Here is a 22,911-nt window from a genome sequence, read left to right as displayed (position 1 = left end):
ATGATCAAGCTGGCGAGCGAAGCGGAAGCGACGCTTTCCTCCTTTTACGAAGAGATGCGCGACAAGGGCGCGCCGCGTCTGCGCGCGGCCGGCTGGGCGTCATTCTCCGAGTCTGGCGTGCCGAACCGGCGCGTGGAGTCATGGCATTACACGGACCTGAAAACGGCGATGGGCCGGCCGGCGCCGCTCGCCACCGCCTCCCGCGCCGCATTGTCACTGCCGCGCGCGCATGATTCTCTGCGGCTCGTCACGCTCGACGGCGTTTTCCGACCAGATCTTTCGGATATCGCGCGGCTTCCCGATGGCGTCGTCGCGCAATCGCTGCGCGACGCGCTGGCGCAGGGCGAGCCGCATGTCCTGTCAGCGCTCGCCAGCGCCGATATTGGCGCGCAGGACCCGATCCTCGCGCTCAATGCGGCGCTGATGCAGGACGGCGTCGTCATTCAGATCGCGCCGGGCGCTGCGATCGACCGCGCGATCGAACTCGCGACGTTGGCGTCCGCGGAATCCGCACAGTCGACCTATACGCGTGCGCTGGTCATGCTGGGCGAGGGCGCTCGAGCGACAATGATCGAAACGCTTGGCGCGCTTTCGTCTGCGCCGGCGCAGGACAACAGCGCCCTCGTCCTTCGATTGGCGCCAGGCGCACGCCTCGAACTCGTCACTCATTTCTCGGGCGGCGTCGATCAGGCGATCCGCGTCGCGTCGCTGCTCGCGCATCTCGACGCAGGGGCCATGATCAATTCCTTCGCGCTGATCGAAGGCGAAGGGCTGAACCGAAGGCAGATCTTCGCGCGCCTCGACGGTGAGAACGCGAAGGCGGTCTTTAACGGCGCGACTTTGGGACGCGGCCGCTTGCACGCCGACACGACCCTCATCATGGATCACGCAAAACCATGCGGCGAAAGCCGGGAGGTTTTTCGCAATATCCTCGATGACCAGAGCGTCGGCGTATTTCAGGGCAAGGTCATTGTGCGTCCGGGCGCGCAGAAGACGGACGGCGTCATGCAGTCGAAGGCGCTTCTGCTCTCTGAGCAGGCGGCGATGAACAACAAGCCGGAACTCGAAATCTTCGCCGACGACGTGCAATGCGGCCATGGCGCAACGTGCGGCAGGCTCGACAAGGATCAGTTGTTTTATCTCACCGCGCGCGGACTGCCGCGCCGCGAGGCCGAAGCCTTGCTTATCGAAGGTTTCGCCAATGAGGCGATGGACGCAATCGAGGATGAGCAGTTGAGGGCGTTTCTCAGCGATCGCGTCAGCGCGTGGCTTTCTAGAAGGATCAGCCGATGAACGAGATTACCCGCATTCAGACGGCTTATGACATTGAAGCGGTTCGGGCGGATTTTCCCATTCTATCCGAGCGCCCCTATGGGAAGCCGCTTGCCTATCTCGATAACGCCGCCTCGGCGCAAAAGCCGCGCGCCGTGATCGATCGGCTGACGCATTTCTACGAGCATGAATACGCCAATGTGCATCGTGGACTGCATTATCTCGCCAACGCCGCAACCGAAGGCTATGAGGGCGCGCGCGAGACGCTGCGCCGCTTCCTCAACGCCGAATCGACGGACGAGATCATTTTCACCCGCGGCGCGACCGAAGCCTTGAATCTGGTCGCGGCTTCCTTCGGCCAAGCACATATCGGCGAAGGCGACGAGATTATTCTGTCGATGATGGAGCACCACTCCAACATCGTTCCCTGGCATTTTCTGCGCGAGCGCAAAGGCGCCGTGCTGAAGTGGCTTGAGGTTGACGACGACGGCCGCTTCGACCTCGAGGTGTTCGAGAAGCTGTTCACCAAGCGCACGAAGATCGTCGCGCTCACGCATATGTCGAATGTGCTCGGCGCGCCGACCCCGATCGCCGAGGTCGCGCGCATCGCTCACGCGCATGGCGTGCCGCTGGTCGTCGACGGCTCGCAAGGCGCTGTGCATCTCGATGTCGACGTGCGTGCGCTCGACGCCGACTTTTATGTGGTGACCGGCCACAAACTTTACGCCCCGACCGGCATCGGCGCGCTTTACGGCAAGCGTAAATGGCTGGAGACGTTGCCGCCGTTCTGCGGCGGCGGCGAGATGATCGAAACCGTGACGCTCGAGAGCGTCACCTATAACACTCCGCCGCACCGGTTCGAGGCGGGGACGCCGCCCATCGCGCAGGCGGTCGGGCTCGGCGCGGCGCTCGACTATATGGAGCGCATCGGTCGGGACGCGATCCGCGAGTATGAAGCAGGGCTGACCGCTTACGCGCACCAGAGACTGTCGCAGATAGAGGGGCTCAGAATTTATGGGCGGGCGCCGGATAAGGGGCCGATCCTTTCCTTCGACATGGCGGCGGCGCATGCGCACGACATCGCCACGGTGATCGATCGTTCCGGCATCGCCGTGCGCGCCGGGACGCATTGCGCCATGCCGCTACTTTCGCGTTTGGGCGTCACCTCCACCTGTCGCGCATCCTTCGCGCTCTACAACACGCGCGAGGAGATCGACCGGCTGGCGGAAGCGCTCGAAAAGGCCCGCTCTCTTTTCGCCTGAGGAGAATTTCGTGTTCATGAACGATGCTCCCAATACGAGCGAAACCCAAACCTCCGCGACTGCGGACCGGACGGCTCAGGCCATTGAAAATGAGCGGCTGACGAACGACATCGTTAAGGCGCTCAAGACCGTCTACGATCCTGAAATTCCCGCTGACATTTATGAGCTTGGCCTCATCTACAGGGTCGACATTGCGGAAGAAGGCTTCGTGGAGATCGACATGACGCTGACTGCGCCGGGTTGCCCCGTCGCCGGCGAAATGCCGGTGTGGGTCAAAAATGCGGTGAGCGCTGTGCCTGGCGTCAGCGAGGTGAAGGTGAACATGGTGTTCGATCCGCCTTGGGATCAAAGCCGCATGTCGGACGAAGCGCGCGTCGCGCTCGACATGTGGTGAGCGGACACTCCTATGGGAACGATTTTGCGATGACTTCCATGCAGAAGATGAGCGTGATGAACGTTAGCCCCGCCGCGGCGGAGCGGGTCCGCAGCCTGCTTGCGACCGGCGCGGAAGGGAAGGGGCTGCGCGTCTCCGTGGAGAAGGGCGGCTGCGCCGGCATGTCCTACAAAATGGAGATCGCCGAACCGAAGCGGGGCGACGAGGTCATCGACGTCGAGGGCGGTCGCGTGATCGTCGACGCTGCGGCCGTGCTCTACCTGCTCGGCACGACGATGGACGTGAAGACGACGCAGTTCTCCTCGACCTTTGTGTTCGAAAACCCCAATCAGACGTCGGCCTGCGGCTGCGGCGAGAGCGTCGAGCTGACGCCGGCCGACCCGGAAAAGGTCGGCGCCGCGTCGCAGATGGGGAGTTCCTGATCGCGTCGAGGCCGCCATGGACCGCGCGCGTATCGAGGAGCTTTTCGCGCCTTTTGCCGCCGTGTCGGTCAAGCGCATGTTCGGCGGCCACGGCGTTTACGCCGATGGCCTTTTCTTCGCCATCGAAGCCGACGGCGAAATCTACCTGAAGGCCGATCGGCAGAGCGCTGTGCGGTTTCAAGAGGCGGGCTCCCGGCCTTTCGTTTACCAAGCAAGGACCGACCAATCACGATCTCCTATTGGAGCCTTCCTGACCAGGCGCTCGAAGACGCCGACGAACTGGTTCGATGGGCGAAGTTTGCGCTTGAAGCCGCGCTTCGGGCAGGCTCGAAACGGCGGATTCCGGCCGCGGGGAGGCGCAAGGCGCCAAATTCCACTGAGAAAGACTGCTAACGAGCCAATAAGCGTTTGAAAAACATCAATCTTCATACGGTGCTAAGGCTGGCGCCGCCCGCTCGAATCGCCTATAGACAAGTGAACTAGACGCTATCCTTGAACTGGCGCTCACTTGGCCGACGACGACTCCAAAAAAAGCGATTCCGACAAGCCTGGCTCTGACATAAGGCCGGTTTCGATCGCCGACGAGATGAAGCGCAGCTATCTCGATTACGCGATGAGCGTGATCGTGTCGCGCGCGCTGCCGGACGTGCGTGACGGCCTGAAGCCCGTGCATCGGCGCATTCTGTTCTCCATGCACGAGAACGGCCACACGCCCGATAAATCTTATGTGAAGTCGGCGCGTATCGTCGGCGATGTGATGGGTAAATATCATCCGCACGGCGACGCGGCGATCTATGACGCGCTTGTGCGCATGGCGCAGCCTTTTTCGATGCGGCTGCCGCTCATCGACGGGCAGGGCAATTTCGGATCGGTCGACAATGATCCGCCGGCGGCGATGCGCTACACCGAGTCCCGGCTCGCAAAGCCTGCGCTCGCGCTGCTCGAAGATCTTGATGAAGGCACCGTCGACTTTCAGGCCAATTACGACGGCAAGGAGCACGAGCCGACGGTTCTGCCGGCCCGTTTCCCCAATTTGCTGGTCAACGGCGCCGGCGGCATCGCCGTCGGCATGGCGACGAACATTCCCCCGCATAATCTTGGCGAGGTCATCGACGCCTGCATCGCCATGATCGATCGGCCCGACATCACCATCGCCGAGCTGATGGACATCGTGCCGGGACCGGACTTTCCGACCGCGGCGAGCATTCTCGGGCGTGGCGGCATTCGAAACGCCTTTGCGACCGGCCGCGGTTCGATCATCATGCGCGCCAAGTCAGAGATCGAGACTCTGCGCAAGGATCGCGAGGCGATCATCTTCACCGAAATTCCCTATCAGGTGAACAAGGCGACGCTGATCGAGCGCATCGCCGATCTGGTGCGGGAGAAGAAGATCGAGGGCGTCGCCGATCTGCGCGATGAGTCCGATCGCGACGGCATGCGCATCGTCGTCGAACTGAAGCGCGACGCTGTCGCCGACGTCGTGCTCAACCAGCTTTGGCGTCATACGACGCTGCAGACAAGCTTTCCCGTCAATATGATCGCGTTGAACGGCGGCCGCCCGGAGTTGATGACGCTCCATGACGTGCTGCGCGCCTTCGTCGATTTCCGCGAGACGGTCGTCACCCGCCGCACCAAATTCCGACTCAACAAGGCGCGCGACAACGCCCATCTGCAGGTCGGCCTCGCCATCGCGGTGGCGAATATCGACGAGGTCATCCGCCTCATCCGCACCTCGCCCGACGCCACCGCGGCCCGCGAAGCGCTCATGGAGCGCGACTGGCCGGCCAAGGACATGGCGCCGCTCGTTGAGCTGATCGCCGATCCGCGCCACAGGCTCAGCGATGATGGCGCCATCCGGCTTTCGGAGGCTCAGGCGCGCGCCATCCTCGAATTGCGTCTGCAACGGCTCACGGCGCTCGGACGCGAGGAAATCTCCGAAGCTTTGAACAAGCTCGCCGTCGAGATTGCCGATTACCTCGACATTCTGCGCTCGCGCGAACGCCTGTTCGGCATCGTCAAGGACGAACTGCTGGCGGTGAAGGAAGCCCACGCCACGCCGCGCCGCACGCAAATCCTGGAGTCCGACGGCGAGGTCGAGGACGAGGACCTGATCGCGCGCGAAGACATGGTCGTCACTGTTTCGCACGCCGGCTATATCAAGCGTGTGCCGCTCTCGACCTATCGCGCGCAAAGGCGCGGCGGCAAAGGCCGTTCCGGCATGCAGACGAAGGAGGAGGATTTCGTCCACCGTCTGTTCGTCGCCAATACGCATACGCCGGTGCTGTTCTTTTCCTCGCTCGGCAAGGCCTATAAGGAAAAGGTCTGGCGATTGCCGCTCTCGGCGCCGCAGGCGCGCGGCAAGGCGCTCGTTAATCTGCTGCCGCTCGAACAAAACGAGCGCATCACCTCGATCATGCCGCTGCCCGAAGACGAGGAGAGCTGGGCGACGCTCGACGTCATTTTCGCGACGACGCGCGGCACGGTGAGGCGCAATAAACTCTCCGATTTCGTCGACGTTCGCCGCAACGGCCTCATCGCGATGAAGCTTGACGACGGCGAGGCCATTGTTGACGTCGCGACGGCGACAGAGCGCGACGATGTGCTGCTGACCACACGCGACGGCCAATGCATCCGCTTCGCCGTGCCGGAGGTCCGCGTCTTCCAGGGCCGCACCTCGATGGGCGTGCGCGGCGTGGCGCTCGGGCAGGACGATCGGGTGATCTCGCTGTCCATCCTCAATCATTTCGACGCCGCCGGCGAGGAACGGGCCGCCTATCTGAAGCGCGCCAACGCGCTGCGCCGGCGCATGGGCGAAGATGTTTCGCCCGAGGCGGGGACCGAGGCGGAAGAGGCGGCGATCGCCGTGGAGCTGTCGGATACGCGCTTTTACGAGATGCAGGCGGCTGAGCAGATCATACTGACCGTGTCCGAGAACGGTTACGGAAAGCGTACGAGCTCTTACGAATATCGTACGACAGGTCGTGGCGGCAAAGGCATCGTCGCCATGGCGGTGAACGCCAGAAATGGCAAGCTCGTCGCCTCTTTCCCCGTCGGCCATGGCGATGAAATCATGCTGGTGACGGACGGCGGCCAGCTGATCCGCTGCTCCGTCGACGGCATCCGCATCGCCGGGCGCGGCGCTCAGGGCGTCATTGTCTTCGACACGGCCGAAGACGAGCGCGTCGTTTCCGTCGAGCATATCGGCGATGTCGGCGAGGGCGAGGACCCCGAAGCCTAATCTGGGCGCTCAACGATGGGGTAGGCGCATGAGCGAGGGCGGCGACGACGCAGACGGTCCCGTGCTGGTCACCGGCGCGCCGCGTCGCATCGGCCTCGCCATCGCCGAGCGCTTCGCGCGCGAAGGGCGGCCCCTCGTGCTGCACGCCTCTCCGCGTTCGGCGAAGGAGGCGGAGCTTGCAGCGCACGCGATCCGGATACGCGGCGGGCGCGCGGCGACGGCGATCGCCGATCTTGCCGATGCGGAGTCGACGCAGCGCCTCATCGAGCAGGCCGGCGAAGCCTTCGGACCGCTGCGGCTCCTCGTCAACAACGCCTCGATCTTTGAAGTCGACGCGGCGCAGGACTTTTCGCTCGAGCTCTATGAGCGGCAGATGCAGGTCAATCTGCGCGCGCCGCTGCTGCTGTCGCGTGACTTCGCGGCGGCGCTGCCGGCAAGCGTCGATGGCGCCATCGTCAATATTCTCGATCAACGCGTTTGGCGTCTCACGCCGCGCTACTTCTCCTACACGCTGTCGAAATCGGCGCTGTGGGCGGCGACGCGCACCATGGCGCAGGCCTATGCGCCGCGTATTCGCGTCAATGCCGTCGGGCCGGGGCCGGTCTTTGCCAATGCCGCCCTCGGCGAGCGGGAGTTCGAGATGGAAGCCCGCGGCGTGCCGCTGCAGCGTGCCGCCGACGTCTCCGGCGTCGTCGACGCCGTCGTTTACCTCAGCCAGGCGAAAAGCGTGACGGGGCAGATGATCGCCGTCGACAGCGGCCAGCATCTGGGCTGGCGCACGCCGGACGTGGGTCCCGAATAGTCCAGGGCTGGCGCTAGTCAGCGCTCGGAAGGCGGCGCATCGTGAACTCGATCCGCCCATCCTCCAGCTCGCGCCAGAACTCGATCTCGGTCATATAGGCGGCCTTGGGGAAGCGCTCGAACCACTCGCGCGCCTTCGCGCGGGCCTCAAGGCGCTCCAGCGAGAAGGTCTCGCGCCGCCAGCCATTGGTGAGACCGCTCCGCTTCTCGGCGAAGCGCCTCGCCAGATCCCTCGGCGCGTTTTTGGTTACGCTCATAACTCATGCTCCGAGCCAACAATTTAGCGCATCGGAGGCGGGAAGGGGAGTCGCAGATCCGTCATGACCTATTCCGTCGGCTTCCCGCCTGCGGCGACACGCAGCGCAAAGCTCTTGATTCTTGGCTCACTTCCCGGCCAGCGTTCCCTGGAGCGCCAGCAGTATTACGCGCAGCCGCGCAACGTGTTTTGGACGCTGATGGGCAGCCTGTTCGGCTTCGATGCAGACGCTTGTTACGTAGATCGTCTCCACGGCCTGAATGCGCGCGGCGTCGCCCTCTGGGATGTCTGCGCAAGCGCCCATCGGCCTGGCAGCCTCGACCAGCGGATCGAACGCTCGACTGTGCGCGCCAATGATTTCGAGCGCTTTTTCGAAACCCATCCAGATATCACGCTGATTTGCTTCAATGGCGCTACAGCGGCCAGCCTGTATCAACGGCTGGTTCTGCCCAGACTGTCGGTTCGCGCCGCGGCGATTGCTTCACGCCGACTGCCCTCGACGAGTCCCGCGCATGCATCCATGACGCTCGCCCAAAAGCAGGAAAAATGGCGATCCGCACTCGCCCCATTTCTCGATTAGCTTTGGGGCGCTTCCCCGCGCCCCCAAACCGCGCTAGACCCGAGCCATGCCTGAACGTCCCCCCTACATGATCTCGACGGCCATTCCCTATGCGAATGGCGCGCCGCATATCGGCCACGCCTATGAGCGCATCGCCACCGACGCCTTCGCACGATGGAAGCGGCTCGACGGCTATGACGTGCTGTTTGTCACCGGCATGGACGAGCACGGGCAAAAGATGCAGCGCACGGCCGAGAAGGAAGGGCTGACGCCGGGGGCGCTCGCCGACCGCACGGCCGCGCAATTCGCCCGGATGGGCGAGGCGCTCAACGCCCGCGCCGACGACATCGTGCGCACGACGCAGACGCGCCACAAGCAGACCGTGCTCGAAATCTGGCGGCGGATGGAGGCCAACGGCGACCTCTATCTCTCCAAATACGCCGGCTGGTATTCGGTGCGCGACGAGGCCTATTACGACGAGGACGAACTCACCGAGCGCGATGGCAAGAAATTCGCGCCGACGGGCACGCCGGTCGAGTGGGTGGAGGAGGAGAGCTGGTTCTTCAAATTGTCGGCCTATGCCGAGAAACTGCTCGCACATTATGCGGCGCATCCGGAATTCATCACGCCCGAACACTATAAGAACGAAATCGTCGCCTTCGTGAAGCGCGGGCTCACGGACCTCTCGGTGTCGCGCACGACCTTCGACTGGGGCATCGAGATTCCGCCGAACGCGCAGACCGCCGCGAAGCATGTGATGTATGTCTGGGTCGATGCGCTGACGAATTACGTAACAGCTACCGGATATCTTACGGAAGGCGGAAATAGAGCACGCTTCTGGCCGGCCGACGCGCATGTCATCGGCAAGGATATCACCCGCTTTCACGCCATCTACTGGCCGGCGTTCCTGATGTCCGCAGGCGCGCCTCTGCCCAAGCAGGTCGTCGTGCATGGCTTCCTGTTTTCCAAAGGCGAGAAGATGTCGAAGTCGGTCGGCAATGTCGTCGATCCCATCGATCTGGCCGAGCGCTATGGCGTCGACCAGCTGCGCTACTTCTTCTTGCGCGAGATTCCTTTTGGCCAAGACGGCAATTATTCGCACGAGGCGATCGTCAACCGCATCAACGCCGATCTCGCCAATGACCTCGGCAATCTCGCGCAGCGCTCGCTCTCGATGATCGCCAAGAATTGTATGGGCGCCGTACCACGTAAACATGCTCTCACGGACGCCGACAAAGACATTCTCGCGCAGGCGGCCGACGTCCTCGCGAAAGCCCGCGCCGCCATGGAGGATTACGCGCCGCACCACGCGCTGGCGGAAATTTTCCGCATCGTCGCCGAGGCCAATCGCTATTTCGCCGGTGAAGAGCCCTGGGCGAAGAAGAAGAGCGACCCTGCACGGATGGAGACCATTCTTTACGTCACCGCCGAGACGCTGCGCCGGTTGGCGATTCCCCTGCAGCCGTTTATGCCTCAGTCCGCCGGCAAGCTTCTCGATCTCCTGGACGTCGGTCCGGACGAGCGGGACTTGGCGCACGCCGGCGAGGCGAACGCCCTGCAGGAGGGCGCGCCGCTGCCGCCGCCGACGCCGGTTTTTCCGAGATTTGTGGAGGAGGAGGCGAGCTAAGCCCGGTCCAGCGGGCGCGGGAGCCGCCGCTCGCGCCCGCCATGCGCTCACCATAATCAGCCGTTTCAAATGGCGGCGGCGCAGCGGCGTGCAAATGACCTTCGTCTTTGCGGGCTTGTCGGCCGAAGCGCGGGCGTGCAATTATGAACGTCCGGGCTTCCTAGTGAAGGAACTCGCGCCGCTCGTCGAGCGCCCGCGCAACAACGTCCACCTTCGTTGTGTCGTATCTCGGACGGCTCTTTTCTTACAGAGGAACTCATGGAATGGCGCGTGGCATTTCAACAATTCTGACAGCGGTTATCTTCGGCGCGATCGGTTTTGGGCTCGGCATCTACGCTGCGCCGACCGAAGGCGTCGCCAATCTGAAAGCCGCAATCGAGGGCCGGTTCAAACCAGCGCCGGCCGAGGACGCTGCGCCGGCCGAAGGCTCGGCGACTCCAGCCGAGTCGGACGCCGCGGCTGCACCCGACGCCACGGCTGCGCCCGACGCCACTACTGCACCCGACGCCACGGCTGCGCCAGCGCCGGAGGCGCCTCCGGCTGAGCAGCCCGCTGCCGTCGAGGCTCCAATGGAGAGCGCGCCTGCGCCCGCTCCGGCGCCGTTGACCGAAGCGCCGCCGGCGCCCCAAGCCGCGCCCATGGCGATGCCAGAGGCGGCTCCGGCCCCAGAGGCAGTGGTCGAGCAGCCGGTCAAGCCGAAGGTGAAGCCGAAGCCCAAGGCTAAACCCAAGCCGAAGCCCGCAGCTCCGGTCGAGGAGCCGGCTGACCAGCCGGCGCAGTAAAGGCCAATTGCCCGCCGCCCAGTCCCTGTTTCGCTCACGAGCAGGGGCGGGGTGGTGCGGCGGGGCCTTTTTCCGCTCAATGAAGGGATGTCGCCGTGACCAGCGACACAGCGCGCTTCGTCGGCGACATTCCCATCTTTTACGACCGCGGCCTCGGCCCGGCGATCTTTGAGGATTATGCCGCCGATATCGCCTATCGGACGGCCGCGAGCGCCCCCATTGACGTGCTCGAAACGGCGGCAGGCACGGGAATCGTCACGCGCAAGCTGCGCGACTCGCTCGCTCTCGGAGCGAAGCTGACCGCAACCGACCTCAATGCGCCGATGCTCGACGTAGCGAAGACGAAATTCGGCGCTCAGGAGCAAGTGATTTTCCGCCCGGCCGACGCGATGGCCCTGCCTTTTGGCGACGGCGCCTTCGACGCGATCGTCTGCCAGTTCGGACTGATGTTCTTTCCCGAAAAAGACCGCGCGCATCGCGAGGCGCGCCGCACGCTCCGGCCTGGCGGTCGCTATCTCTTCAGCGTCTGGGATGCGCCGAGCTACAACACTTTCTCCCGCATCGGACTCGAGGTGGTCGAGCGCTTCTTTCCCGACGATCCTCCGCAGTTTTTGAAGACGCCTTTTTCCTGCGCCGAGATCGATCCCATCAAGGAATCGCTGCTGGGCGCCGGCTTCACGGACATCACCATTTCCGTACGGCCGCGCGTCAAGGAGGTCACGGATCCGACGTCCTTCGCGAGGGGACTCGTTTTTGGCAGTCCTCTCTTCGAACAGCTCCGCGAGCGCGGCGGCGCGCGCCCTGAATCGCTTGTCGAGGCCCTGGCGGAGCGGCTCACGCAAGAGCTCGGCAAGAACCCCATGCGCCTGCCGATGCAGGCGATTTTCTATGAGGCCAGGGCGGCGTAGGGAGCGCGCGCTACTGCGGCTGCGTCATCAGCTCGAGCACATGGCCGTCAGGGCTTTTGAAATAGACGCCGCGGCCGCCGTTCCAGTCGTTGAGCTGGCCGTCGGTGAATCGACCCGGCGCGCTGCCAAAGGCGACGCCTTCGTCCTTCACGCGCCCGAAGATTTCGTTAAATTCTTTGTCGCTGACGTGGAAGGCGTAATGGCTGGCGCCGAAGCCCTCATCCTTGTCGAACAGCAGGGTGAGTTCGCTATTGACCTTCACCGGCGCGAAATGACCCTTGGCGCCGTCGAAGCGCAGCCCGAAGATCCGTGCGAACCAGCGCGCCGCGGCATCATTGTCGCGCGCCGGCACGATGGTGTGATTGAGAATGATGGCCATCGATCAAACTCCGCCTGTCTCGCGATGAATCTCAGATGGGGAGTCGTGGCCTCCCCGTCACGAGCGTCGCGGCGCTCCTTCGCCGCCGGACCAGGAGGCCGACAGCGCGCCATCTGGTTGGCGCCGGACGCGAACGCCGAATGGCGCGCTTTCGCGATCGAGCGTTTGCGCGAGCCATTCGGCGTCGGCGGTCGAGGCCCGTTCGAGACGAAAGCGCCGCATATGCAGCGGGACCAATCTCAGTTGGATGAGATCGCCGTTTGTATCGAGATCGACGAAATGCATCAGTGAAAGATCGCCGCGATAGCCTTCGTTGCCACTGATGCCCTCATAGTCGTTGAGGAAGTCGCCGCAGCCATAAAGCGCCAAGCGGTTGCGATGAACTTCGAATCCCCTCGCATGATGGGACGAATGTCCATGGACGACGGAAGCGCCGGCGTCTTCGATCAGCCGATGCGCGAATTGTCTTTGGGCGTTCGAAACGCCATAGCCCCAGTTCGAGCCCCAGTGGATCGACATCACCAAAATATCTTCGCTCCGCGCCGCGCTCCGCGCCAGATCGCAGGCGAAGGCGGCGCTTTCCGCAGAAAGGTCGGGCAGAAGATTGACGCCGGGCGACGACGGCGTCGCCGCCCACTCAAAGGGCGTTCCGCTGTCGGGCAGGGCGAAGGACAGCACGACCACCCGTCCCTTGCTCGGGATCTCAATAATCGCCGGCCGCCGCGCTTCGTCGATACTGCGTCCCGCTCCAGCGACGGCGATATTTAGGCGCTCGAGCGCGCCGAGCGTCTCAAGGAGGCCGGAGGGCCCCCAATCGAGAACGTGGTTATTGGCGAGCGCGCAGCAATCGATTCCGGCGGCGCGCAGACATTCCGCATTCTGCGGACTGACGCGATAATTGATCGCCTTGTGTTCGGCCGTCTCGCTGCGCGTCACGCTCGTTTCGAGATTGATGATGCGCGCGTCAGGCGCGTGCGTTTCAAGCTCGGCGAGCACGTCGCCCCAGATATAGGAAGGATCGACCGGCCGCGGAATCGGCCCGGACGCCGCTTCGGCCAGGCGAACATATTCATGCGCCGAGGAAACATATTCCTCATAGAGGTTCGGCGGGCAGGGCGACGGAAGGATCTGATCGACGCCTCGGCCGATCATCACGTCGCCGCACAGGAAAAGTCGGACGGCCGGCGCGCCGTCACCCCGCGGCGCGGCTTCGCTCATATCGTGGGCGGAAGATTCTCTTCGTCGTCGCCGGCGACCAGTGAGACGATTTCTCCCGCAACGTCCTTGAGCGGCGCGCCGGCGCCGAAGATGTCCGGATCGCCGGACATCCACATGGCCGCCTCCTCGACGTCAGCGATCGTTGGCCGCAGATCCATGATCGCCGACAGCGTCGCGTCGTCGATGTCGCCGAGGACGTCCGTCACGTCCTTGATCGTCGCCAGCGGACGGCCGTCGCCGTCCGGCGCGGAAGACTGCGTCAAGTTTCTGCTCCTCGCGCTTGCAACGTCCCGCCCGAGCTTGATCCGTGACGGTCTCGCATGATGCCGGCGATGAGAAAGGCGTGTTGCATAGCCAAGAAAATATAGCGCCGCGCATCTGAGCCGCGAAGGAGCCTGAGGCTAAATATTTGTGTTTTCCGCCGTCCGAGCCATATTGCCGCATTGGCCCAAGCGCGTCATCAAGCACCCAGCGCGCGCACCCGAGGCCATTCCGTGTTGCTCTTTCCTGACCGAGTCTGATGCTCATCGATACCCATTGTCACCTCGACTTTCCCGATTTCGCGCCAGAACTCGCGGAGACGATCGCCCGCGCGAAAGCGCGCGGCGTCGCCAGAATGATCACGATCTCAACGCATCTGTCGCGCTTCGAGCGCGTAAAGGCGGTCGCCGAAACCTACCCGGAGGTCTTTTGCACCGTCGGGACGCATCCGCACCATTCGCATGAAGAGGCCGAGCCGACTGTCGAGGCGCTGGTGAGTCTGTCGCAGCATCCAAAATGCGTCGGACTGGGCGAAGCGGGCCTCGATTATCACTATGACCACGCGCCGCGCGACGTGGCGCAGCGCATTTTCCGGATACACGTTCAGGCCGCCCGCGAAACCGGTCTGCCGCTCGTCATTCATACGCGCGACGCGGACGACGATTGCGCCGAGATTCTAAAGGACGAAATGGGGAAGGGGGCTTTCCCCGCCCTGCTCCATTGCTTCACGAGCGGGCCCGCGCTCGCCCAAACCGCGCTGCAGCTCGGCCTCTATATTTCCTTTTCCGGCGTCGTGACCTTCAAGAACGCCGAATATCTGCGCGAGATCGCCCGCGACGTGCCGCTGGAGCGCATGCTGGTCGAAACCGACGCGCCCTTCCTTGCGCCGGCGCCCCATCGGGGCAAGCGCAATGAGCCGGCCTTCGTCGTCGACACCGCGCGCGTGCTCGCCGACGTCAAGGGAATCAGCGCCGCCGAACTTGCGGTCGCCACAACTGAAAATGCGCTGCGGCTGTTTTCCAAAATGCCGCCCCTGGACGCGGCCGCGTGAGCCTGAGAATCAGGATTCTTGGGTGCGGCTCGTCGGGCGGCGTGCCGCGAGTCGGGCAGGGCTGGGGAAAGTGCGATCCGGACAATCCGAAAAATCGGCGCCGGCGCTGCTCGATACTCGTCACGCGCGGCCCTGCCGACGCAGCGACGCAAGTGCTCGTGGACACCGGACCCGATCTGCGCGAGCAACTTATCGACGCCGACGTCAAGCGGCTCGACGCGGTCTTCTATACCCATCCCCACGCCGACCACACCCATGGCGTCGACGACTTGCGCGGCTTGGTCATTCTGAGCGGACGGCGAATCCCGGCCTATATGGACGAGCCGACTTCGCGGTCCTTCGCCCAGAAGTTCGACTACATCTTCAAGACGCCGCCGGGCAGCTTTTATCCGCCGCTGATGACCGAACATCGGTTGCATCTGGGGCGCGCCGAGACGGTCGAAGGACCTGGCGGCGCCATCGTCGGCACGCCTTTTCGCCTGGACCATGGCGACATGGACGCACTCGGCTTTCGCTTCGACAATGTCGCCTATACGCCGGATCTTCATGCGATTCCACCAGAGAGCGTTCAGTATCTGGAAGGGCTCGATTTATGGATTATCGACGCGCTGCGCCATCAGCGGCACGGCACGCATCTGTCCGTCAGTCAGGCGCTGGAGTTCATCGCGCATTTCAAGCCCAAGCGCGCCGTGCTGACGGATCTGCACGTCGATCTCGATTACGACGCGCTCGCCGTGACGCTGCCCGAGAACGTGACGCCGGCATTTGATGGCATGGCGCTCGAAGTCTGACGCCGGACGCACCGCCAAACACAACAGAATTACATTCCATAATATGGATTATGCGAATCGCGGATGAGGGATCCCGCCGGCGCCATCCGCTCTTGCCTTTCGTTACCCGGAAGTTCTGCGGCGACGGCTTGCCCGATTGCTCTGTGTGCCTTGCTTTGCTTGTCTTGCCTTGCATGTCTTTGCGGTCGCCGGGCGGAACGCCGCGTCCGCGTCGTCGGATGACGCTTTGTGTTGGCGATGTGGCGCGGGCTCAGTTGGCGGCGCGTCAATCCCACCCGCGCAGCGCATCTAAACTCCTGCAAACGCAAACATTCCTGCGGGCGCGGGAATTGGACGCCATTGTCAAACCATGGCGACTGTTTGGATTTTTGGATCACCCCACGGAATTCTCTGGCCTTCCGGGGCGAAACTCTGGTAAAAGGCTCGCTGCGCGGGACTATATGGCATTCAAGAGGCACATCATCGTCGTTTCCGGGCGCGCGCGTTTTTTGAGACGCGCAAACTGGAGCGGTTGGGCGCACAAGGTTGGCATAGCGGTCTTGCCGTTTTTGGCGGAGACGAGCAGGTAGACATGAGCAAAGGTAGAGATTTCCGGGGCCCCCGCAAGCGCGGATTTGATGACGACGCTCCGTATAGCTATGATTCGCCGCGCACGAGCCGCGCGCCGCGATCACCCTTTGGCGGCGGATTTCCAGATGCGCCGCCGCCGATGTCGAACGAGCCAGCAGTCGACGCCATCGTGAAGTGGTTCAAGACCGACAAGGGCTTCGGCTTCGTAGAGCTTGCCAATGGCACCGGCGACGCCTTCCTCCATATCGGCGCCGTTCAGGCGGCGGGATATGACACGCTGCCGCCCGGCGCGAAATTGCAGGTGCAAGTCACGAGTTCGGTGAAGGGCCAGCAAGTGGCCCGCATTCTCGAGGTCGATTTGGCCGGCGCCGCTGAGCGGGCGCCGCCGCCGCCGCCGCGCGCAGGCGGCGGTTTTGACAGCCCCCGGCCCCGACGCCAGTCGCCCGATCCATCGACCGCCGTTCCGGTCTCCGGCAAGGTCAAATGGTTCGACGAGACGAAGGGCTTCGGCTTCGTGCAGTCGAACGACGGCGGCAAAGACGTCTTCGTCCATATTTCGATTCTGGGTCCATCCGGCGTGAACCGGCTCGCCGAGGGCCAGCCGGTCACGATGCAGGTCGTCGATACGGCGAAAGGCAGAGAAGCGCTGTCGATCATCCTGGATTAAGCCTCGCTCCGTAGATCCGCGCGCCGCGATCCTCCTTGAGGGCCGCGGCGCTTTTCTTTTGGGGAAACCTCATGTCCGGCCGACCGCACGGCGATGTCGCCAGACTGATCGAAATCATGGCGGCGCTGCGCACGCCCGGCAGCGGTTGTCCCTGGGATCTTGAGCAGGATTTCCGCTCGATCGCGCCCTATACGATCGAAGAAGCCTATGAAGTCGCCGACGCCATCGAGCGCAACGATCTTACCGATCTCAAAGACGAGTTAGGCGATCTCCTCTTGCAGGTGGTGTTCCATGCACGAATGGCGCAGGAGCAGGAGGTTTTCGCCTTCAAGGACGTCGTCGACGCGATCTGCGACAAGCTCATTCGCCGGCATCCTCACGTTTTCGGCGACGCCCAGTCTCTCGACGCCGACGGCGTGACCACGCAGTGGAGCGCAATCAAAGCGCGCGAGAAGGCGGCGAAGCAGGGCGCGCCGCCGGCCAGTCTGCTTGACGGCGTGCCGCTCGCCCTGCCCGCGCTGACGCGCGCGCTGAAGCTGCAACAGAAGGCGTCCGCGGTCGGCTTCGACTGGGACGACGCGCAGCAGGTTCTTGGCAAGATTCGCGAGGAAACCGAGGAAGTCGCCGCGGAACTCGCCCTTCCTGGCGCAAAGGCTTCGCCGGCGCTCGAAGAGGAGATCGGCGATCTGCTGTTTGTCGTCGCCAATCTTGCGCGCCACGCCAGGGTCGATGCCGAGCAGGCGCTTCGCTCCGCCAACGCGAAATTCGAGCGGCGGTTCCACCACATCGAGCAGCGTCTCAAGGAGATGGGCCGTTCGCCTGAAGCGGCGTCTCTCGACGAGATGGAAGACTTGTGGGTCGAGGCGAAAGGCGCTGAGCGCAAGCCGCGCTGATGACACACTCAAACGTTTGAAGGTTGCGGCGCGCCCGTTATCAGCGCCCCGCTCCGGCTTCGGGGATAATTTCGGCCTGCGGGAACCGCCTCGCGAAGCTCTCCGAACGCTCAGGATCGATACGCACGACGAGATGGACGCCGCCCTCCGGCAACGCTTCGCGTTCGAGCACTTCGGTATGGGCGTGAAGCCAGGCGAGCCCTTCGCCGTCGGCGGCGTCGAGGTCCATTTCAAATCGAACGCGTCCCGCCGCCAGCGTGGACTCGATTCTTGCCAGCAACTCATCGAGCCCCTGCCCGGTCAAGGCTGATACGAGCGTCGGCCGGCGTTGAGACTCGATCCCGCTAACGGCGAGTTGCAGCGCCGAAAGCCGTTCCGGATCGAGCGCGTCGATCTTGTTCCAAACTTCCAAAACGCGCCCTTCGGCCTCGCCTTTCAGACCGAGTTCGCTCAGGATCGACTCGACGTCTTTCGCCTGCGCTTCCCAATCTTCGTGCGAGACGTCGCGGACGTGGAGAACGACGTCGGCGAGCGTCACTTCTTCGAGCGTCGCCCGAAAGGCGGAGACGAGCATGGTGGGCAGGTCGGAGATGAATCCCACCGTGTCGGAGAGCAGGACGCGCGCGCCATGCGGCAGTTTGATCTGGCGCAGCGTCGGATCGAGGGTCGCGAACAGCATGTCCTGCGCCAGCACCTCGGCCTTGGTCAGGCGGTTGAAAAGCGTGGATTTTCCGGCGTTCGTGTAGCCGACGAGCGCGACCACCGGATAGGGAATGTCGCGCCGCGTCTTACGATGCAGCGCGCGCGTGCGCTTCACCTTTTCAAGATCGTGCTCGATGCGCCGCATCCGCTCCTCGATCAGGCGTCGATCCGTCTCGATCTGCGTTTCGCCCGGGCCGCCGAGAAAGCCGAAACCGCCACGCTGGCGTTCAAGGTGGGTCCAGGAGCGGACGAGTCGCGACTTCTGATAGGCAAGATGCGCGAGTTCGACCTGCAGCGCGCCCTCCTTAGTTCGGGCGCGCTCGCCGAAAATTTCGAGAATCAGCCCGGTCCGGTCGATGACCTTGGCGTCCCAGGCCCTTTCGAGATTGCGTTGCTGCACGGGCGAGAGCTGGCAGTCCATGCTTACGAGCGCGGCGTCCTTCGACTTGACGAGTTCGCCGATCTCTTCGACCTTGCCCTTGCCCAGGTACGTCGCCGGTCGAACCTCGTTCAGCGATATGGGCAGTTGACCGACGACATCGAGGTCGATCGCCTCGGCGAGCCCCACCGCCTCCATGAGACGCGCCGCCGTGTCGCGGGCACGCGCCGCGCCGCCGTGGGCCACGTAGGGACCAACAACCAATGCGCGGGCGCCGGCGCCGTTCGGCGTCGTCCCGTTATCTGCTCCGCTGTCAGCCTTCAATCGCCTACCGCTGCTTGTCGGCCTGGCCCTCGTCGTCGCCCGGCTCAAACATTTGTATGGGGTGTCCGGGCATGATCGTCGAGATGGCGTGCTTGTAGACGAGCTGAGAATGCCCGTCTCGTCTCAGCAACAGGCAAAAATTATCGAACCAGGTGACGATTCCCTGGAGCTTGACGCCATTGACGAGGAAGATCGTGAGCGGGACTTTATTCTTCCTGACGAAATTCAAAAATGTATCTTGCAGATTCTGCGAACGCTCTGACGACATCGGCTGTCCTGTTCTGTTTTTTGAGCCGAGCGGAATGACGCCGCCCCCAGGGGATCGTTCTTCTTTTTTCGCCGCCGTGTTCATTAGAACCTTTCAAATGGCGAAGCGCAAGGCGCAACTCGAGCGCTTTCCGCCGCCAATTGATGGCAAGCGCTTGGCTTTAACTCTGCGCCAGCTCTTGCCGCCAACATAATGCAGCGCTTTAACTAGCTCACTTAAGTTAATGTTTCTATGACTCGACCGAGAGCGACTTAAGTTTTCGATGTAAGGCCGAACGCTCCATGCCGATGAACTCCGCCGTTCGGGAGATATTCCCAGAGAAGCGATTGAGCTGAGCCACGAGGTATTCGCGCTCGAACACTTCCCGCGCCTCTCTTAGCGGCAGGCTCATCAGTTTCTCGCCGCGCACGCCGGCGGGAGTCGCGGGCACGAGTTCGCCGACATCGGCCGGCAGCATTTCGGCCGTGATCGTCGCGCTGGAATCGCCAGACGTGAGAATCATCAGGCGCTCTACATTATTTCTCAACTGGCGGATGTTGCCGGGCCAGTCGTGCAACTGCAGGATCGCGAGGGCGTCTTCCGAGATCCGTCGGCGCGGCATGCCGGAAGCGAGCGACATATTCTCCATGAAATAGTCGATGAGCGCCGGGATGTCCTCGCGCCGTTCCGCAAGCGAGGGAATCCGGATCGGCACCACCGCGAGGCGATGAAACAGATCCTCGCGCAGCGTTCCCTCTTCGATCGCCGACGCGAGATCGCGCGCCGAGGACGAGATAATGCGCACGTCGACCTCGACCTTGTTCGATCCGCCGACCCGCTGAAAGGTCTGATCGACCAGCACGCGCAGGATTTTCGCCTGGGAATCCTTCGGCATGTCGGCGATTTCGTCGAGGAACAGCGTCCCGCCATGCGCCTCCTCAAGCGCGCCGATCTTGCGCTCGCCGTCGGCGCCCTCGCGACCGAAAAGCTCGATTTCCATGTTGTCCGGCGTGATCGTGGCCGAATTGATGACGACGAACGGCCCGCCGGCGCGGCTCGACGCCTCGTGGATGCAGCGAGCGGCGAGTTCCTTGCCTGTCCCAGGCGCGCCGGTGATCAGCACGCGCGAATTCACAGGTGCGACGCGGCCAATGAGCTGCTGCAGCTGATGCGCCGCCGGGGAATCGCCGACGATGCGGTCGAAGGCTCCAGCCCGCTGGCGCAGCGCGGAAAGTTCGCGCCGCAGCTGATAGGCTTCGAGCGCCCGTTCGGCGACGAGCACCAGCCGATCCGCCTTGAAGGGCTTTTCGATAAAGTCGTATGCGCCGATCTTGATCGCGCTGACCGCGGTTTCGATGTTGCCGTGGCCCGAGATCATGACGACAGGCAAGCCCTTGTGCTGCTTCTGCGCGACTTCGAGCACTTGGAGGCCGTCGAGCCGAGACCCCTGGAGCCAGATGTCGAGAAAAACGAGATGCGGACGCCGGCTTGCGATCGCCGCAAGCGCTTCATCGGAGTCTTTGGCGGTGCGGACCCCGTGCCCTTCGTCGCTCAGAATTCCGGCGACAAGCTCTCTGATGTCCTCTTCATCGTCGACGATCAAAATATCGCTGGCCATTATACCCCGCTCTGTCCCGGCTCGCTTGCATGCGCCGGCGTTTTTTCAGCCTTTGCGCCAGCCGCGCGCGGCTCCTCTTTCGAGGACGTTTCCGCGGCAAGGGGCACGACGAGCCTGACGCAGGCCCCCCGACCCGACGGCGCGTCCAGCAGCTCCAGCCGGCCTCCGTGATCCTCGACGATCTTGGCGACGATCGGCAGACCCAGTCCGGTGCCGTCCGATCGCGTCGTCATGTAAGGCTCGAGCAAGCGCTGCCGGTTCATCGCCGGGAAGCCCTTACCATTATCGATCACGTCGATTTCCGCCATGCGATCGCGCACATTCAATCTGATTTCGACTCTTCCTTTTTCCAGAGCGTCTTTTTCTTCTCGTGCGGCGATGCCTTCGACGGCGTTCTTCACGATATTGGTGAGCGCCTGCGACAGCAAGCGGCGATCGAACTGCGCGATCACGGGCGTTTCCGGCAATTCTTCGACGATGTCGAGATCGGCGTTGCCGACGCGCATGAGAAACGCGACCTGCCGAATGCATTCGTTGAGATCGTCGCGCGCCGGACGCGCCTTCGGCATACGCGCAAAGGACGAAAACTCATCGACCATACGCTTGATGTCGTCGACCTGGCGCACAATCGTGTCTGTGCATTGGTCGAAAATGTCTCGATCCTCCTGGATGACCTTGCCGTATTTGCGGCGCAGCCGCTCGGCCGACAGCTGAATTGGCGTTAGCGGATTCTTAATCTCGTGCGCGATGCGCCGCGCGACGTCCGCCCAGGCGGAGGTGCGCTGCGCCATCACGAGGTCGGTGATGTCGTCGAGCGTCACCACGTAATTGTGATGTCCCGCATCGGCGCGCGCCGAGGTGACTCGCACATTCAGGGTGCGCTCGGCGACGCCGCGCTTGATGATGATCTGGCTTTGAACGGCGCGCGGAAAAACTTCCGCCGCGTCCTTCAGAATGGGGACGATCTCCGGCAGGACCGACGCCACCGAGGCGCCAACGGTCGCCTGCCCCATCGGGTCTGCGAGCGACAATTCCTCGGCTGAGCGATTAAGAATCGTGACGACGCTTTCCGAGTCCACGCCCATCACCGCGACCGGCACGCCGGAGAGCACGGCCTCGGTGAATTCGCGACGTTCGTCATTGATCCGATTGGCCTCGATCAGCCGGTTTTGCTGAAGATTGAGCTCGGTCGTCATATTGTTGAAGACGTCGCCGAGGCGCGCCAAGTCGCCATGCTGCTTGTCGACGTTGACGCGGACGTCGAGATTGCCGGCCGACACCTCGTCGGTTGCGGCGATCAGGTCGCGGATCGGCGTCACCAGCCGATCGGCGAAATCCAACCCGAACCAGATGGACGACAGCAGCATGATCGTCGTCAGGAAGGCGTACATCAGCACGAAGGCCCGCTGCACGGCGGCGCGATAGGCGTCGAAGACGTCATAACTGCTGATCAGGCTTTGAGCCTGTTTGGGAAACTCCACCGCGATCGGGTCGATGGGCCGGGTCACGTAGAGGAATGTGTCCTGAAAGGCGCTGAGCGCGCGCAAGGCGACGAAGCTCTTGCCGTCATCGATGACGAGGCACAGAGGCTCCCCGCGCCGCGCATCGTCGAACTCCGACTGTGGCGGGGCGATGATGATCGAGGCGGCGTTCTGCGCCACGTCGATGCGGTCGAGAATTTCGCCGTTCGATTTCACCAGCGCCGCGACGGAGAAGCCCAGAAAATACGCCCGTGACTGAAATATTTGATGAAAGTACGGACGGTCCGAGTTGTAGAGAATGGCCGCGCGATCAAGATCGGACGCCGTGAGCTGCGCCTCCTGGAGCAAAGCCCGGCACTGACTCTCGCGGAACACCGCCGCGGCTTCCGCCGTATTGTGGACGAAGACCTTGACGCTCGACATGAAGGCGGGATTGAGCACGCGCTCCAGAGTCAGCGATCCCGCCACGGCCAGCAGAATCGCCGGAATCAAAGCAATGACCGCGAAAAAGCCGACCGTGCGCACATGTAGGCGCGCCGCCGCTTCGCCGCGCCGCCAGACGCGGTAGAGGCGCCAGGCCTTTACGATCACCATCGCGAGCAGAACGGCGACAAAGACGCCGTTGATGAGGAGCAGCGGCAATAGGCGGTCATCTGTCGGCGATATCGCGCCGAATTCAGCCACGACCAGGAATGTAGCCAAAGCGCAGCCGACGGCCCCGATCACAATGATCGGGCCGAACCAGCTGCGAAACGGCGTTCTGCCTTTCGCCTTTGGCGGAGAAGCCGAGTCTCCGGTCAGGGCCATGG

Annotated in this window: 23 protein-coding genes; 15 read left to right on the top strand and 8 right to left on the bottom strand. The window is 63.3% G+C overall.

Going from position 1 to position 22,911, the window contains the following annotated elements:
* The 7 genes from sufD (at nt 1) to IYX23_RS11110 (ending at nt 7,390) form a co-directional block, all read left to right on the top strand.
* Complete coding sequence (sufD, locus tag IYX23_RS11140) at nt 1-1,293, top strand: Fe-S cluster assembly protein SufD (protein ID WP_196392816.1); 1,293 nt, start codon at nt 1-3, stop codon at nt 1,291-1,293.
* Entirely contained in the window at nt 1,290-2,534 is a 1,245-nt protein-coding gene (locus IYX23_RS11135; protein ID WP_196392817.1) for a cysteine desulfurase, read from the top strand. Before sufD ends, IYX23_RS11135 begins: the two co-directional genes overlap by 4 nt.
* Before the next feature lie 16 nt (nt 2,535-2,550).
* On the top strand, nt 2,551-2,928 hold the full coding sequence (locus IYX23_RS11130) for an SUF system Fe-S cluster assembly protein (protein WP_196392818.1): 378 nt from the start codon (nt 2,551-2,553) through the stop codon (nt 2,926-2,928).
* Nucleotides 2,929-2,975: 47 nt separating this feature from the next.
* Nucleotides 2,976-3,350, top strand: a complete 375-nt coding sequence (locus IYX23_RS11125) for an iron-sulfur cluster assembly accessory protein (RefSeq protein ID WP_246716702.1) — start codon at nt 2,976-2,978, stop codon at nt 3,348-3,350.
* A 16-nt stretch (nt 3,351-3,366) separates the two neighbouring features.
* Nucleotides 3,367-3,762, top strand: coding sequence for a TfoX/Sxy family protein (locus tag IYX23_RS11120; RefSeq protein ID WP_348643651.1), 396 nt, complete (start codon nt 3,367-3,369; stop codon nt 3,760-3,762).
* A gap of 96 nt (nt 3,763-3,858) precedes the next feature.
* The gene (gene gyrA / locus IYX23_RS11115; RefSeq protein ID WP_196392820.1) at nt 3,859-6,588 is read left to right on the top strand and encodes a DNA gyrase subunit A; all 2,730 of its coding nucleotides are present in this window, start codon (nt 3,859-3,861) and stop codon (nt 6,586-6,588) included.
* Nucleotides 6,589-6,616: 28 nt separating this feature from the next.
* A complete protein-coding gene (locus tag IYX23_RS11110) occupies nt 6,617-7,390 on the top strand; it encodes an SDR family oxidoreductase (protein ID WP_196392821.1) in 774 nt (257 codons plus the stop codon).
* Between the two features lie 13 nt (nt 7,391-7,403).
* Here the strand turns inward: IYX23_RS11110 and IYX23_RS11105 are convergent, their stop codons facing one another.
* Entirely contained in the window at nt 7,404-7,646 is a 243-nt protein-coding gene (locus tag IYX23_RS11105) for a hypothetical protein (protein WP_196392822.1), read from the bottom strand.
* A 63-nt stretch (nt 7,647-7,709) separates the two neighbouring features.
* On the opposite strand from IYX23_RS11105, the gene IYX23_RS11100 reads away from it, so the two are divergent.
* The 4 genes from IYX23_RS11100 to IYX23_RS11085 all read left to right on the top strand — a co-directional run bounded on the left by IYX23_RS11100 (nt 7,710) and on the right by IYX23_RS11085 (nt 11,521).
* Nucleotides 7,710-8,225 (top strand): DNA-deoxyinosine glycosylase, encoded by a 516-nt coding sequence (locus IYX23_RS11100; RefSeq protein ID WP_196392823.1) that lies wholly within the window; start codon nt 7,710-7,712, stop codon nt 8,223-8,225.
* A 46-nt stretch (nt 8,226-8,271) separates the two neighbouring features.
* The gene (metG, locus tag IYX23_RS11095) at nt 8,272-9,831 is read left to right on the top strand and encodes a methionine--tRNA ligase (protein WP_348643650.1); all 1,560 of its coding nucleotides are present in this window, start codon (nt 8,272-8,274) and stop codon (nt 9,829-9,831) included.
* A 263-nt stretch (nt 9,832-10,094) separates the two neighbouring features.
* Nucleotides 10,095-10,613, top strand: a complete 519-nt coding sequence (locus IYX23_RS11090; RefSeq protein ID WP_196392824.1) for a hypothetical protein — start codon at nt 10,095-10,097, stop codon at nt 10,611-10,613.
* Nucleotides 10,614-10,708: 95 nt separating this feature from the next.
* The gene (locus IYX23_RS11085) at nt 10,709-11,521 is read left to right on the top strand and encodes a class I SAM-dependent methyltransferase (protein WP_196392825.1); all 813 of its coding nucleotides are present in this window, start codon (nt 10,709-10,711) and stop codon (nt 11,519-11,521) included.
* 10 nt (nt 11,522-11,531) lie between these two features.
* Here the strand turns inward: IYX23_RS11085 and IYX23_RS11080 are convergent, their stop codons facing one another.
* Genes IYX23_RS11080 through IYX23_RS11070 form a run of 3 tightly spaced genes read right to left on the bottom strand, consistent with a single transcriptional unit; the run spans nt 11,532 to nt 13,381 of the window.
* Complete coding sequence (locus IYX23_RS11080) at nt 11,532-11,900, bottom strand: VOC family protein (RefSeq protein ID WP_196392826.1); 369 nt, start codon at nt 11,898-11,900, stop codon at nt 11,532-11,534.
* 57 nt (nt 11,901-11,957) lie between these two features.
* Complete coding sequence (locus tag IYX23_RS11075; RefSeq protein WP_196392827.1) at nt 11,958-13,118, bottom strand: CapA family protein; 1,161 nt, start codon at nt 13,116-13,118, stop codon at nt 11,958-11,960.
* Nucleotides 13,115-13,381: a hypothetical protein gene (locus IYX23_RS11070; RefSeq protein ID WP_018408282.1), complete on the bottom strand. Its 267-nt coding sequence runs from the start codon at nt 13,379-13,381 to the stop codon at nt 13,115-13,117. Before IYX23_RS11070 ends, IYX23_RS11075 begins: the two co-directional genes overlap by 4 nt.
* A 257-nt stretch (nt 13,382-13,638) precedes the next feature.
* On the opposite strand from IYX23_RS11070, the gene IYX23_RS11065 reads away from it, so the two are divergent.
* The 4 genes from IYX23_RS11065 to mazG all read left to right on the top strand — a co-directional run bounded on the left by IYX23_RS11065 (nt 13,639) and on the right by mazG (nt 17,351).
* Nucleotides 13,639-14,430, top strand: coding sequence for a TatD family hydrolase (locus IYX23_RS11065; RefSeq protein ID WP_196392828.1), 792 nt, complete (start codon nt 13,639-13,641; stop codon nt 14,428-14,430).
* Complete coding sequence (locus IYX23_RS11060; protein WP_196392829.1) at nt 14,427-15,221, top strand: MBL fold metallo-hydrolase; 795 nt, start codon at nt 14,427-14,429, stop codon at nt 15,219-15,221. Before IYX23_RS11065 ends, IYX23_RS11060 begins: the two co-directional genes overlap by 4 nt.
* Nucleotides 15,222-15,792: 571 nt before the next feature.
* Nucleotides 15,793-16,458, top strand: a complete 666-nt coding sequence (locus tag IYX23_RS11055) for a cold-shock protein (protein ID WP_196392830.1) — start codon at nt 15,793-15,795, stop codon at nt 16,456-16,458.
* Nucleotides 16,459-16,529: 71 nt separating this feature from the next.
* A complete protein-coding gene (gene mazG / locus IYX23_RS11050) occupies nt 16,530-17,351 on the top strand; it encodes a nucleoside triphosphate pyrophosphohydrolase (RefSeq protein WP_196392831.1) in 822 nt (273 codons plus the stop codon).
* A 40-nt stretch (nt 17,352-17,391) separates the two neighbouring features.
* On the opposite strand, the gene hflX is transcribed toward mazG, so the two are convergent.
* The 4 genes from hflX to IYX23_RS11030 form a co-directional block, all read right to left on the bottom strand.
* Nucleotides 17,392-18,696 (bottom strand): GTPase HflX, encoded by a 1,305-nt coding sequence (hflX, locus tag IYX23_RS11045; protein ID WP_246716683.1) that lies wholly within the window; start codon nt 18,694-18,696, stop codon nt 17,392-17,394.
* Between the two features lie 64 nt (nt 18,697-18,760).
* Entirely contained in the window at nt 18,761-19,024 is a 264-nt protein-coding gene (gene hfq / locus IYX23_RS11040; RefSeq protein ID WP_026222957.1) for an RNA chaperone Hfq, read from the bottom strand.
* Between the two features lie 229 nt (nt 19,025-19,253).
* Nucleotides 19,254-20,621, bottom strand: a complete 1,368-nt coding sequence (locus tag IYX23_RS11035; RefSeq protein ID WP_196392833.1) for a sigma-54 dependent transcriptional regulator — start codon at nt 20,619-20,621, stop codon at nt 19,254-19,256.
* Nucleotides 20,621-22,909, bottom strand: a complete 2,289-nt coding sequence (locus IYX23_RS11030) for a PAS domain-containing sensor histidine kinase (protein WP_196392834.1) — start codon at nt 22,907-22,909, stop codon at nt 20,621-20,623. The genes IYX23_RS11035 and IYX23_RS11030 overlap by 1 nt, the downstream gene beginning before the upstream one ends.
* Between the last annotated feature and the right edge of the window lie 2 nt (nt 22,910-22,911).

The organism is Methylocystis sp. L43 (genome assembly GCF_015709525.1).
GTDB lineage: Bacteria > Pseudomonadota > Alphaproteobacteria > Rhizobiales > Beijerinckiaceae > Methylocystis.
Note: the sequence above shows the minus strand (reverse complement) of the source record. Positions and strands in the feature narration are given on the sequence as shown.